The sequence below is a fragment of the Streptomyces sp. NPDC058525 genome (assembly GCF_042719495.1).
GTDB lineage: Bacteria > Actinomycetota > Actinomycetes > Streptomycetales > Streptomycetaceae > Streptomyces.
In genome coordinates this window covers 69,777-81,993 of the sequence record NZ_JBHXNP010000014.1, presented here as the reverse complement: position 1 = coordinate 81,993, position 12,217 = coordinate 69,777, and the positions used below count along the sequence as shown (strand labels likewise).

Below are 12,217 nucleotides of genomic sequence, written 5' to 3'. Positions count from 1 at the left end.
CGGCCGGGGCACTCTTCGGCGGGGTTCAGCCGATCCGGCGGTAGCTGGTCAGGAGCATGTCGCGGTAGCCGTACGCGCGGCCGGCCGCCGGGTCCAGGCGGACCGGTTCGGTGCCGTGCAGGATGCGGGTGTCGTCCGCGTACAGCGAGTCCAGCGGCGCGGCCAGCAGGGGGCGGGCCAGCGGGCGCCGCGCCGGGTCGCAGATGATGCTGCGGCCGCCGGTCACCCCGGAACGGCCGATCAGGTGCAGGGAGATGTAGTCGAAGCCGTCCCGGTGCACGCCCTCGGGCGAGGGCAGCCCCTCTTCCTGGGCGCTGGCCCGGATGCGCACCAGGTGCACGTCCACCTCCCAGTCCAGGGTCCGCCCCGGCTCGGCCCCGGCCAGCCCGGAGAACACGTCGACGCCGTGCAGCAGCAGCCGGTGCAGGAAGGGGTTGACGCGGACCGCCCCGGTGACGGGCGCGAACCAGCGCGGCGAGCCGCCCGCGAAGGGGTTCACCTCGGCGCTCTGGTGGTAGGGGCCCGGCGGATGCGCGCGCAGTACGCCCTGCGAGACCGCCCGGTGGGTGTAGCGGACGTGCCGGCGGAAGCGGTACGCCCCGCCGTCGGCCAGGTATGCGTCCGGCTCGAGGTTCCCGTAGGCCTGGCTCAGCTGCCGGAATTCCTGTGCCCGGGTACCGGTGTCGAAGCCGGCTCCCGGGGCGAACACCCAGCCCTGCTTGCGGATCCCCTCTCCGATGTCCGTACGGGTCAGCGGGCCGGGAAGAACTGCGGAGGGCATAAGAGGTCTCCTTGCGTCAGCCTCGTCGAATACGGAGAAATTCGGTCGGCCGGCATGCGGTGGCAGTAATGTCCCTGACTCGCCCCGCGGCAGGTTCCCCATGGATTCCGCCGCGCCGGCGAGAATCGTGTCCGGCATCTATGGCCGATTCGAACCGAGCGTGTACCGACAGCCCTTCCAGGCCTCTGATCTGCATCAATGGTCTCCTTAAGCTCGGTTCGCGCTCGGTCCGCGACTCTTTTTCGGGGGAATGGAAAGGAATGCGAATAGAGCAGGGACGGCTTCGGGGAGTTCACCCCGCCACCCTGTGGCTCGAATGGAAAATTCGCTCTTCCTAGGCCTGCCGGTCATCTGCATAATGGCCTGGTGACTGTATATACCGCTGCGCTTGAGCCGGGGTCGAGACCGCTTGACCGGTGCAACGCGCCCGCCGTAGAGCTCCCCTTCTGGGGTCGGCTGCGGCCGGAGGTCTGCGTGCTGCGGGGCAATGCCTCCGGCACCGCGCAGTTCTACCTCTGGGACCGGGCCGGCGGCGGCGTCCGCCAGCTCACGGACGCCCCGCACGGGGTCGAGCTGGGCCTGCTCGACCCGGCCGGACGCTGGCTGTGGTGGTACCACGACGAGGACGGCACCGAGCACGGCACCTGGATGCGGGCCCCGCTGCGCGGCGGCCCCGCCGTACCGGCCCTGCCCGGCGTGCCGCCCGGCACCCCCGAGGGCCTGGCCGTCGGCGCCTCCGGCCTCGCCGTCGCCGGGATCACCGCGGCGGACGGCCGTACGGACATCCACCTGCTGCGGGCCGGCGCGGACCGGGCCGAACCGCTGTACGGCGCGGACACCCCGCTCTACCTCGGGGGCCTCAGCGACGACGAGGCGTACGTACTGGTGCTGCACGCCGAGTACGGCGATCCGCAGCGGCCCTCGCTGCGCGTCCTGGACCAGGGCGGCGCGCTGGTGGGGGAGCTGAGCGACTGGCCGCACGGCGGGCTGCACGCCGTGCCCTACGGCTCCCCCTTCCTGCCCGGCGGCCGGCTCGTGCTGGCCACGCACACCCGGCGCGGGCGGCCCGCCCCGCTGCTGTGGGACCCGGTCACCGGTGAGGTGCGGGAGATCGACACCGGCCTGCCCGGCGACGTACGCGCCGAGTTCGTGCCCGACGGCACCGCACTGCTGCTCCACCACCGCACCCACGGGCGCAGCGAGCTCTACCGCTACCGGCTCGCCGACGGGCACCTGGAGCCGCTGCCCGTGCCGCGCGGCACCGTGCACGCCGCCGCGGCCCGGCCCGACGGCGACTGCTGGTACACCTTCTCCTCGGCGTCCGCCCCGGCCGTCCTGCGCGACCTCGCCGGCCGGGAACCGCTGTCCGTGCCCGGCCCGGCCGTCCCGGCCGCGCCCGTCACCGAAGTCCCCGTACCGCACGGGGAGCTGACCGTCCCGGTCTTCCTGAGCGTGCCGGCCGCCGGCGAAGCCCCGTACCCGACGGTCTTCCTGCTGCACGGCGGCCCGCACACCGCCGACGGGGACGAGTACAACGGCCCCGCCGCCGCCTGGAACGACGCCGGCTACGCGGTGGCCCGCGTCAACTACCGCGGCTCCGCCGAGAGCGGCACGGCCTGGCAGTTCGCCCACCGCGAGGCCGTCGGGCACACCGAGCTCTCCGACGTGGCCGCCGCCCGCGCCCACCTGGTCGCATCCGGTGTGGCCGATCCGGACCGCTGCGTGCTCGCGGGCAGTTCCTGGGGCGGCTACCTGACCCTGCTCGGCCTCGGCACCCAGCCCGAGCTGTGGGCCTGCGGGCTCGCCGAAGGGGCCGTCGGGGACTACCCGGCCGCCTACCGCGAGCAGTTGCACACCCTGCGCTGGGTGGACCGCGCCATGTTCGGCGGCACCCCCGACGAGGTGCCGGCGCGCTATGCCGCCGCCTCCCCCCACACGTACGCCGACGCGGTCCGCGCACCCCTGCTGGTGCTCGCCGGGGACCGCGACGCGCGCTGTCCGGTCGGCCAGATCGAGTCGTACGCACGGGCGCTGGCCGCCCGCGGCGCGGACATCGACTTCCGGCTGCGCTCCACCGGCCACGCCAGTGCCCGCGCCGATGTCGGCGCGGACGCCATGTCAGCACAGATCGCCTTCGTACGGAGCCGCACCGACGGCCCCGCACCGACCCGAAAGAAGGAAGCATGACCGAGCAGAACACCACCCCCGCCGCGGCCGACACCACCACCCCCGGCACGGGCACCCCGGAGGCCGCCTCCGCCCCCGCTCCGCGCCGCCGCTTCAACGTCCAGCGCGGCGGCTGCGGCTGCGAGAGCCGGCCGGCGCCGAGCGCCCAGGCCAAGTCCGCGTCCGCAACCGCAACCGCAACCGCGTCCGCACCTGCGCCCGCGCCCGCGGAGAACAGCTGATGGCGGCGCCGGAACCCGACCATGCCGCGCTCGCCCCGCTCGGCTGGCGCGGCGACCTCGCCCAGGCCTGGCCTGAGCGCCTGGCCGCACTCGGCGGCCAGGCGCCCGGCGGGACCCGCTTCCCCGGCCGCGTCGGCCAGGTCGACCGGGGCGCCGCCACCGTCCTGACGCCCGACGGGGAGCTCCGGGCCCAGCTCGGCCCCCGGCTGTTCAAGGACGGCGAACCACCGCTCGGCGGGGCCCAGCTGGCCACCGGCGACTGGGTCGTGGTGGGCGGCCCCGCCCCCCACCTGATCCTCGACGTGCTGCCGCGCCGCTCCGCCTTCGTCCGCGGCACTGCCAACCGCAGGACCGAGTCCCAGATCGTCGCCACCAACGTCGACACCGTCTTCGTGGTCGCCGCGCTCACCGGCGAGCAGCGGCTGCGCCGCATCGAGCGCTACCTGGCCGTCGCCTGGCAGAGCGGCGCCCAGCCCGTCGTGGTGCTGAGCAAGGCCGATCTGCACCCCGATCCGGCCGGCGCGGCCGAGGAGGTGGAGCGCATCGCGCTCGGCTCGCCCGTCCACACCGTGTCCTCCCGTACCGGCGAGGGCCTCGACGCCCTGGACCGGTACGTCGAACCGGGCCGCACCGTCGCCCTCGTGGGCCTGTCGGGCGTGGGCAAGTCCACGCTGACCAACCGGCTGCGCGGCGAGGAGGTGCTCTCCACCCAGGAGGTCCGCTCGGACTTCAAGGGCCGGCACACCACCACGCACCGCGAACTGGTCCCGCTGCCCGGCGGCGGCCTGCTCATCGACACCCCCGGCATGCGGGCGCTGGCCGTGTGGGACGCCGAGGAGGGCATCGACAAGGCCTTCGCGGACGTCGAATCCCTCACAGGGGGCTGCCAGTTCCGCGACTGCCGCCACCAGGACGAGCCGGGCTGCGCCGTCCGGACCGCGGTCGTCACCGGCTCGCTCGACGCGGACCGGCTCGGCAACTGGGAGAAGCTGCGGCGCGAACAGCGCATGCTCGAACTGCGCCAGGACGCCCGCGCCCGCTCGGAGGACAAGCAGCGCATCCGCACCCGCGCCCGCGCCCTGAAGAAGCGCCCGCACCGCTGACCCGTGCGGGGCCCGCGGCGCGGGCCTGGGTCCGGGGCCTGGGTCCGGGGCCTGCGTCCCGGGCCTGCGTCCCGGGCCCGCTTCCCCGACACGCTTCCCCGACACGCTTCCCGGGCCCGCTTCCCGGGCCCGCTTCCCGGGCCCGTATCCCGGGCCCGTATCCCGGGCCCGTATCCCGGGCCCGCTTCCCGGGCCCGAGGTCGGCCCTCGCGGCCGGGGCTCGAGCGAGCCTCAGGCCGCCCACCAGCGGCTTTTCCCCGGGCCCCGGCACACTGCCGGGAGCGGCACCGCACGGGGGGAGAGCCGATGACACCGAGGCCGCAGGAACTGGTGCGGCGGGACCGGGAACTCGGCCGGCTCCGGGAGCTGCTCGCGGTGACCCGGCGCGGCGAAGGCCGCGCCGCCCTGGTCACCGGCAGCCCCGGCACCGGCAAGACCGCGCTCGTACGGGCCTTCACCGCCGAGGCGGCGCAGGCCGGGGCGTTCGTCCTGCACGCCTCCGCCTCCCCGGCGGAACAGGGCATCCCGCTCGGCGTCGCCGGCCAGCTGCTGAGCGCCGTACCCGGATTCACCGGACCCGACCCCGATCCCGACCCCGCCGCCGCCCTGCCCGTCGTACGGGACGTCCTGGCGGAGCTGGCCGCCACCGCGCCGGTCGTCGTCGCCGTCGACGACATCGAGTACACCGACGAGCTCTCCGCGCGCTGCCTGCTGTACCTGTGCGGCCGGATCGGGGCCGCGCGCATCATGCTGCTCGGCACGGGCTCCGCCCACCAGCCGCCGCACCCGCCCGCCGCCGCCCTGCCGGCCGCCCTGCCCGTCGCCGAACTCGCCCGCCACCCGCGGTGCCTGGCCATCGCCCTCACCACCCTCGACGAGGACGGCGTCGCCGCGTTCCTGCGCGCCCCGTACGGAGGGGCCGCGGACCCCGCCGAGGCCCGCCGGCTCGCCCCCGCCTGGCACCGGGCCACCGGCGGCAACCCCCGGCTGCTGCACGCCCTCGCCGAGGACCGGCCGCAGTGCGGACCGCTGCGCTCCGACCGGCCGGTGGCCTCCGCCGCCTTCAAACGGGCCGTCACCGGCTGCCTGCGCCCCGGCGGCACCCTGGACGCGGCCCGCGCCCTCGCCGTGCTGGGCCCCTCCGCCACCCTCACCACCCTCGCCCGGCTGCTCGGCGTCCACGAACGGGCCGTGGGGCCGCTGATGGACGTACTCACCGACACCGGGCTGCTGGAGTCCGGACGGTTCCGCCACGAGGCCGCGCGGGCCGCCGTACTGGAGGAGCTCCCGCCCCGGGAGAGCGCCCGGCTGCGCACCGGGGCCGTCGCGCTGCTGCGCGCCGACGGCGCCGGAGCCGAGACCGTGGCCCGGCACCTGGTCGCCGCCGACGGGCCGGGCCCGTCGGCCGCGGAGCCGTGGGCCGTGGACGTACTGGCCGAGGCGGCCGGGCAGGCGCTGCGGGCCGGCCGGCCCAGGGCGGCCGCGGGATTCCTCGACGCCGCGCACCGCCGCTGCCCCGACCCGGTACGCCGGGCAGCGCTGCTCGACGCGCTGGCCGGCGCCGAATGGGAGAGCGACCCCGCCGCCGTGACCCGCCACCTCCCGGCCCTCGAACAGGCCCTGGACGCAGGCCTGTTCGCGGCCGACCGGGCGGCGGGCCCGGTGGGCCAGCTGCTGTGGCACGGCCGTCCGGGAGCCGCCGCCCGCGCACTCGACGCCCTCGGCGGGGGAGCGGGGACCGGGCGGCTGAGGGCCGAAGCGGCGTACGTCTACCCGGAACTGGGACCGGAGCCCGGACCGCCCGCGCCGCCCGGCGAAGCCGACGGCACGGCCGCCGTGGAGCGGGCCGCGGCGGCCCTCGTGGCGCGCCAGCACCCGGCCCCCGGTGTGACGGCGGCCCTGTGCGCCCTGCTGTACGTGGGAGAGAGCGACCGGGCCGAGCACTGGCACGCCCTGCTGCGCGAGACGCGGACCACGCCGGGAGCCCTGGACACCCCGGCCCGCCGGGCGGTGGCCGCGGCCGCCGCGGCGCTGGTGCACGGCCGCCTGGGCCGGCACGCGGAGGCGGCCGCCGAGGCGGAGCGGGCGCTGGGCCTGCTGGCGCCCGAAGCCTGGGGGATCGCGGTCGGGATGCCGCTGGCCGCGGCGGTGCTGGCCGCGACGGGGCTCGGCGACCACGAGGAGGCGGCGCGGCTGCTGCGGGTGCCCGTGCCGGAGGCGATGTTCCGCAGCCGGGTCGCCCCCCACTACCTGCTCGCCCGCGGCCGGTTCAGGCTGGCCGCCGAACAGCCGGTGGCCGCCCTGGGCGACCTGCACGCCTGCCGGGACCTGATGGCCCGCTGGGGCATCGACCCCTGCGAGGCCCTCGACTGGAGCACCCCGGCGGCCCGGCACCAGGACCCCGTGGCCCGGCTGAGCCGGGCGGAGCGACGGGTCGCGGTGCTGGCCGCCCAGGGCTGCACCAACCAGGTCATAGCCGCCCGGCTGTTCGTGACCGCGAGCACGGTCGAACAGCACCTCACCAAGGTCTACCGCAAACTCCGCGTACGCTCCCGCACGGACCTCGCCGACCTGGTCGGCCCGGGCCGCCCCGCCTAGGCGGGGCGGGGGCCGCGGTCAGCCGGGGTGTTCAGCCGGGGTGTTCAGCCGCGGCGTTCGCCCGTGCGGAAGCCCTGTTGGTTCTTGCGGCCCAGTGCGCCGGCCGTGACCAGTTCGGACAGGGCGGGGGAGGGGACCAGTTCCGGCAGGGCGAAGCTCTCGTAGAGGCGTTCCTGGATGGCGAGGGAGACGTCCAGGCCGATCGTGTCCAGCAGGGCGAAGGGGCCCATCGGGTAGCCGTAGCCCTGCTCGACGGCCGCGTCCGTCGCCGCGATGTCCGTGTCCGCCCGCTCCAGCAGGTCCAGCGCGTCACCGAGGTACGGGAACAGCAGCCGGTTGACGATGAACCCGGTCCGGTCCGGGCATTCCACGGCCGTCTTGCCCAGGTCGCGGCAGAGCGCCCGCGCGGTCGCCAGGGCGTCCTCGTGTGCTTCCGCCGTGTACGCGAGCTCCACCAGCCGCATCACCGGGGCCGGGTTGAAGAAGTGCAGGCCGATCACGTCCGCCGGGCGGCCCGAGGCCTCGGCGCAGGCGGCGACGGACAGGCTCGAGGTGGTGGTGGCCAGGACCGTGCCCGGCGCGCACACCTCCCCGAGGCGGCCGAACAGCACCCGCTTCGCGTCGAGGTCCTCGACGATGGCCTCCACGACCAGGTCGCAGCCGGCGAGCGCCGCCAGGTCGTGGGAGGTCTCCAGCCGGGCCAGCGCCGCCTCCCGCTCCGCGGGAGCGATCCGGCCCCTGCGCACCCGGCGGGTCAGCGAATCGCCGATGGCCGCGAGCGCCCGCTCGGCCTGCTCCGCGCCGCGCGCCACGAGCAGCGTGGGCCGGCCGCCGGCCGCCATGACCTCGGCGATGCCGCGGGCCATGGCGCCCGAGCCGACCACGCCGACGCGGGTGACCGGCCGGGCCGTGCCCGCGCCCGGGCCGCCGGCCGGCGGTGTCACCACGGCGCCCAGTTCGTCGTAGGCGGCGAAGCCCTCGCCGCTCTTGCGGCCCAGGCGGCCGGCCGTGACCATCCGGCTGAGCAGCGGGGACGGTTCGAAGGCGCAGTCGCCGGTGCGCCGCCAGCGGGCGAGCAGGGCCGCGTGGACCGAGTCGATGCCCATGAGGTCGAGGGTCTCCAGCGGGCCCAGCGGAAGACCGCAGCCCAGCCGCATCGCGGTGTCGATGTCCTTCGCGCTCGCGTAGCCCTCGTCGCACAGGATCGCGGCCCGGTTGAGGTAGGCGAGCACCAGGTCGTCGGCGTCCGCGGCGGACGGGGCCGTCACGGAGACGGGCCGCAGGCCGAGCTCGGCCACCAGGGCGTCGAGGGCGGCCGCGGTGGCCGCCGAGGCCAGCGGGGAGTGGACGGGCAGGACGGGCCCGCCGGCGGCGGGCGGCGTGAAGAAGCGCAGGCCGGCGACCGCACCGGGACGGCCCGAGGCGATGGCCAGGCGGGGCACCGACAGGGTCGTCGCGGTGGTGAGGACGGGCACGCCGGGCGCGCACCGCGCGACGATGTCGCCCAGCACGGCCTTCTTGACGGCCTCGTCCTCGGAGACGGCCTCGATGACCAGCTCCGCCCGGGAGAGGGCGGCCGGGTCCGTGGTCAGGGTGACGGCGGGCCCGGCGGCCGGGCCGCCCTCGCCCGTGCGCGCGGCGTCGGCGGCCTTGAGCCGCCGGGCCGCGCGGTCCAGCGCGTCCAGGGCGGGGTCGACCGCGATGACCTCATGCCCGGCCTCGTGGGCCAGGCGCAGCAGGGCCTCGCCGAGCGTGCCCAGTCCGACGATCCCGGTGATCGGGGTGTGCTGCGCGGTCACTGGCCGGCCTCCTGCGTGTCGTCGTCGCTGCGGAACCGGTTGATGGCCTCGACGTGCGTGGCGCGCAGTTCGTGGTTCCGTACGCCCAGGCCCTCGCGCGGGGCCAGCGCCAGGACGCCGACCTTGCCCTGGTGCAGGTTCTGGTGGACGTCGTAGGAGGCCTGGCCGGTCTCCTCGAGGGAGTACACCTTCGAGAGGGTGGGGTGGATCTTGCCCTTGGCGATGAGGCGGTTGGCCTCCCACGCCTCGCGGTAGTTCGCGAAGTGCGAGCCCACGATCCGCTTCAGCGACATCCACAGGTAGCGGTTGTCGAACTCGTGCATGTAGCCGGAGGTCGAGGCGCAGGTGGTGATCGTGCCGCCCTTGCGGGTGACGTAGACCGAGGCGCCGAAGGTCTCGCGGCCCGGGTGCTCGAAGACGATGTCCACGTCCTCGCCGCCGGTCAGCTCGCGGATGCGCTTGCCGAAGCGCTTCCACTCCCGCGGGTCCTGGGTGGCCTCGTCCTTCCAGAACTTGTAGCCCTCGGCATTGCGGTCGATGATCGCGGTCGCGCCCATCCGCCGGCAGATCTCCGCCTTCTGCGGACTGGACACCACGCACACGGGGTTCGCGCCGCCGGCCAGGGCCAGCTGGGTGGCGTAGGAGCCGAGGCCGCCGCTGGCGCCCCAGATCAGGACGTTGTCGCCCTGCTTCATGCCGGCGCCGTTGCGGGAGACCAGCTGGCGGTAGGCGGTGGAGTTGACCAGGCCGGGGGAGGCGGCCTCCTCCCACGTCAGGTGCTCGGGCTTGGGCATCAGCTGGTTGGACTTGACCAGGGCCAGCTCCGCCAGGCCGCCGAAGTTGGTCTCGAAGCCCCAGATGCGCTGCTCGGGGTCGAGCATCGTGTCGTTGTGGCCCTCGGCGGACTCCAGCTCCACGGACAGGCAGTGGGCCACCACCCGGTCGCCGGGCTGCCAGCGGTTCACGCCGGGGCCGGTGCGCAGCACCACGCCGCACAGGTCGGAGCCCAGTACGTGGTACGGCAGGTCGTGACGTTTGGTCAGCTCGCTGAGCCGGCCGTAGCGCTCCAGGAAACCGAAGGTGGCCAGCGGCTCGAAGATCGAGGACCAGACGGTGTTGTAGTTGACGGCGCTCGCCATGACGGCGATCAGCGCCTCGCCGGGCCCCGGCTCGGGGGTCGGCACGTCCTGCAGGTGCAGGGACTTGCGGGGGTCCTTGTCCGCCGTCGCCATGCCCTCGAACATGCCGATGTCTTCCTTGCGGACCACATTGCCGCGGTAGCTCTCCGGCAGCCGCAGCTGCTGGAAGTCACCCGGGGCCGCGTCCTCGGAGAGCAGAGCACTGATGATCTCGTCCACGTGATGTCCCTTGAAGTCGAGGAGCGCCTCAGCCAAACGTAGGAACGCCCTGCCCGGTCCCGGCACCCCAGACGTGCCCCTAGGCCCGGGCGGGGCCGCGGCCAGGGGGGTGCCAGGGGATCCGGACACGGCGGGCCCGCCCGCACGCTGGGCTTCGAGCTCTGTCCGTGGATGAGGAGATCCGATGACGCGAACGACCGACGGAAGTCCCTGGTTCAGGAACTACCGGCCCGCACCGCAGGCGCCCGTCCGGCTGTTCGCGCTGCCGCACGCGGGCGGGTCCGCGAGCTACTTCCACCCGCTGGCCGGCGCGCTCTCGCCCGCCGTGGACGTGTACGGGGTGCAGTACCCGGGCCGCCAGGACCGCCGCGCCGAACCGGGCGAGACCTCGCTGGAGCGGCTCGCCGACCGGATCACCGCCGAGCTGCTGGCCCTCGACGACGGCCGCCCGTACGCGCTGTTCGGGCACAGCATGGGCGCGATGCTGTCCTTCGAGGTGGCCCGCCGCACGGAGGCGGCCGGACGGGGCCCGGCCCACCTGTTCGTCTCCGGCCGTCCGGCCCCCTGCCAGGACGAGTACGAGGCCTGGTTCCCGCGCACCGACGAGGAGGTCGTCGCGGAACTGCGCGCGTTGAACGCGACGGACGACGGACTGCTCGACGACCCCGAGGTGCGCAGCATGCTGCTGCCGCCCCTGCGCACCGACTACCGGGCCGTGCGCGAGTACCGCTTCCGCCCCGGCCCGCCGCTGCACACCGCGATCACGGCGCTGACCGGCGACTCCGACCACATGGCCGAGGTCGGCAAGGTGGACCGGTGGCGCGACCACACCCGGTCCGCGTTCGGCCTGTGGGTGCTGCCGGGCGGCCACTTCTTCCTCAGCGACCGCCTGGACGAGATCGCGGGCGCCGTCACCGACGCGCTGGCCCGGCCCGAGGCGCTGACCCGGCCCGGCGCGTTGGCCGGGCCCGGCGCGCCGACCCGGCCCGGCGCGCCCGTGCGTCCCGCGGCGCCCGTGGGCCCTGCGGCGCCCGTGGGCCCTGCGGCGCCCGTGGGCCCTGCGGCGCCCGTGGGTCCCGCGGCGGTGGCCGCGTGAGCGTCCACTCGCCGGGCCTGGGGTCCGTCGGCATCCTCGGCACGGGCTCGTACCTGCCCGGGCGGATCGTGTCCAACGAGACGATCGCCGCCCGGGTCGGCGTGACCCCCGCGTGGATCGAGCGCAAGACGGGCATCAGGGAACGGCGGTACGCGGCCCCGCACGAGGCCGCCTCCGACCTGGCCGCCGAGGCCGCCCTGCGGGCCCTGGAGGCCTCCGGCACCGACCCGGAGGACCTCGCCTGGATCGTGGTCGCCACCTCCACCCCCGACTACACCCAGCCGGCCACCGCCGCCCTCGTACAGCACCGGCTCGGCGCCCGCCACGCGGCCGCCTTCGACGTCAACGCCGTGTGCAGCGGCTTCGCCACGGCCCTGCACACCGGCGCCCGGCTGCTGGCCGCCCCCGAGGCGGACGGCCGCCGCCGCCCCGTCCTGGTCGTGGGGACCGACGTCTACTCGCGCATCGTCGACCCCGCCGACCGCAGGACCGCCCCCCTGTTCGGCGACGGCGCCGGAGCCGTCGTCCTCGGCCCGGTGCGCGAGGGCCACGGCCTGCTCGGCACCGGCCTGCGCACCGACGGCAGCCTGCACGGGCTGATCGGCGTCGGCGCGGGCGGCAGCCGCAAGCCGGCCGCCCTGAAGACGGTGGCCCGCGGCGAGCACTACTTCGCGATGCGCGGACGCGACGTACGCGACTTCGTCGAACGGGAACTGCCCGGCGCGGTCGAGGACATCCTGCGCACCTTCGGGGTCCGCCCCGAGGACGTGGACCACTTCGTACCGCACCAGGCCAACGGCGAGATGCTCCGCTCCCTGGTCGGGCCGCTCGGCCTGACCCGGGCCGCCGTCCACCTGCCCGTGGAGTTCCACGGCAACACCGGCGCCGCCTCCATCCCGCTGGCCCTGGACCACGCCGTGCGCGGGGACGGCGGACCGGCCGACGGGGACCTCGTCCTGCTCGCCGGGTTCGGCGGCGGCATGAGCGTGGGGACCGCCCTGGTGCGCTGGGGTGGCTGATTCCCGCCTTGCACGGATCTTCTAGCCGTGCTCCAGACCGAGCGGCGAGGCTCGC

General features: G+C 75.6%; 9 protein-coding genes. 6 read left to right on the top strand and 3 right to left on the bottom strand.

Features of this window, described 5'->3' with window-relative positions; all coding sequences use genetic code 11:
* Positions 1–25 precede the first annotated feature (25 nt).
* Positions 26–781 carry a 2OG-Fe dioxygenase family protein gene (locus tag ACFWP3_RS10240; RefSeq protein ID WP_384218387.1) on the bottom strand — a complete coding sequence of 252 codons (756 nt, stop codon included), beginning with the start codon at positions 779–781 and terminating at the stop codon, positions 26–28.
* A 474-nt stretch (positions 782–1,255) separates the two neighbouring features.
* On the opposite strand from ACFWP3_RS10240, the gene ACFWP3_RS10235 reads away from it, so the two are divergent.
* The 4 genes from ACFWP3_RS10235 (at position 1,256) to ACFWP3_RS10220 (ending at position 6,890) form a co-directional block, all read left to right on the top strand.
* Complete coding sequence (locus ACFWP3_RS10235) at positions 1,256–2,968, top strand: prolyl oligopeptidase family serine peptidase (protein WP_384218384.1); 1,713 nt, start codon at positions 1,256–1,258, stop codon at positions 2,966–2,968.
* On the top strand, positions 2,965–3,189 hold the full coding sequence (locus ACFWP3_RS10230) for a hypothetical protein (RefSeq protein WP_384218382.1): 225 nt from the start codon (positions 2,965–2,967) through the stop codon (positions 3,187–3,189). Before ACFWP3_RS10235 ends, ACFWP3_RS10230 begins: the two co-directional genes overlap by 4 nt.
* On the top strand, positions 3,189–4,292 hold the full coding sequence (gene rsgA, locus ACFWP3_RS10225; protein WP_384218380.1) for a ribosome small subunit-dependent GTPase A: 1,104 nt from the start codon (positions 3,189–3,191) through the stop codon (positions 4,290–4,292). The genes ACFWP3_RS10230 and rsgA overlap by 1 nt, the downstream gene beginning before the upstream one ends.
* A gap of 306 nt (positions 4,293–4,598) precedes the next feature.
* Positions 4,599–6,890, top strand: coding sequence for an AAA family ATPase (locus ACFWP3_RS10220; RefSeq protein ID WP_384218377.1), 2,292 nt, complete (start codon positions 4,599–4,601; stop codon positions 6,888–6,890).
* Between the two features lie 44 nt (positions 6,891–6,934).
* Here the strand turns inward: ACFWP3_RS10220 and ACFWP3_RS10215 are convergent, their stop codons facing one another.
* Positions 6,935–8,689, bottom strand: a complete 1,755-nt coding sequence (locus tag ACFWP3_RS10215; RefSeq protein ID WP_384218375.1) for a 3-hydroxyacyl-CoA dehydrogenase family protein — start codon at positions 8,687–8,689, stop codon at positions 6,935–6,937.
* Positions 8,686–10,047: a crotonyl-CoA carboxylase/reductase gene (ccrA, locus tag ACFWP3_RS10210; protein ID WP_384218427.1), complete on the bottom strand. Its 1,362-nt coding sequence runs from the start codon at positions 10,045–10,047 to the stop codon at positions 8,686–8,688. Before ccrA ends, ACFWP3_RS10215 begins: the two co-directional genes overlap by 4 nt.
* 184 nt (positions 10,048–10,231) lie before the next feature.
* On the opposite strand from ccrA, the gene ACFWP3_RS10205 reads away from it, so the two are divergent.
* Together ACFWP3_RS10205 and ACFWP3_RS10200 are read left to right on the top strand one after the other, a co-directional pair.
* Positions 10,232–11,143, top strand: coding sequence for a thioesterase II family protein (locus tag ACFWP3_RS10205; RefSeq protein WP_384218372.1), 912 nt, complete (start codon positions 10,232–10,234; stop codon positions 11,141–11,143).
* A complete protein-coding gene (locus ACFWP3_RS10200; RefSeq protein WP_384218370.1) occupies positions 11,140–12,162 on the top strand; it encodes a 3-oxoacyl-ACP synthase III family protein in 1,023 nt (340 codons plus the stop codon). Before ACFWP3_RS10205 ends, ACFWP3_RS10200 begins: the two co-directional genes overlap by 4 nt.
* Positions 12,163–12,217: the final 55 nt, after the last annotated feature.

Excerpts from the sequence above, each read along its gene's own strand:
- ACFWP3_RS10240 (WP_384218387.1), bottom strand. The coding sequence starts at position 781 with ATGCCCTCCGCAGTTCTTCCCGGCCCGCTGACCCGTACGGACATCGGA.
- ACFWP3_RS10230 (WP_384218382.1), top strand. The coding sequence starts at position 2,965 with ATGACCGAGCAGAACACCACCCCCGCCGCGGCCGACACCACCACCCCC.
- rsgA (WP_384218380.1), top strand. The coding sequence starts at position 3,189 with ATGGCGGCGCCGGAACCCGACCATGCCGCGCTCGCCCCGCTCGGCTGG.
- ACFWP3_RS10220 (WP_384218377.1), top strand. The coding sequence starts at position 4,599 with ATGACACCGAGGCCGCAGGAACTGGTGCGGCGGGACCGGGAACTCGGC.
- ACFWP3_RS10205 (WP_384218372.1), top strand. The coding sequence starts at position 10,232 with ATGACGCGAACGACCGACGGAAGTCCCTGGTTCAGGAACTACCGGCCC.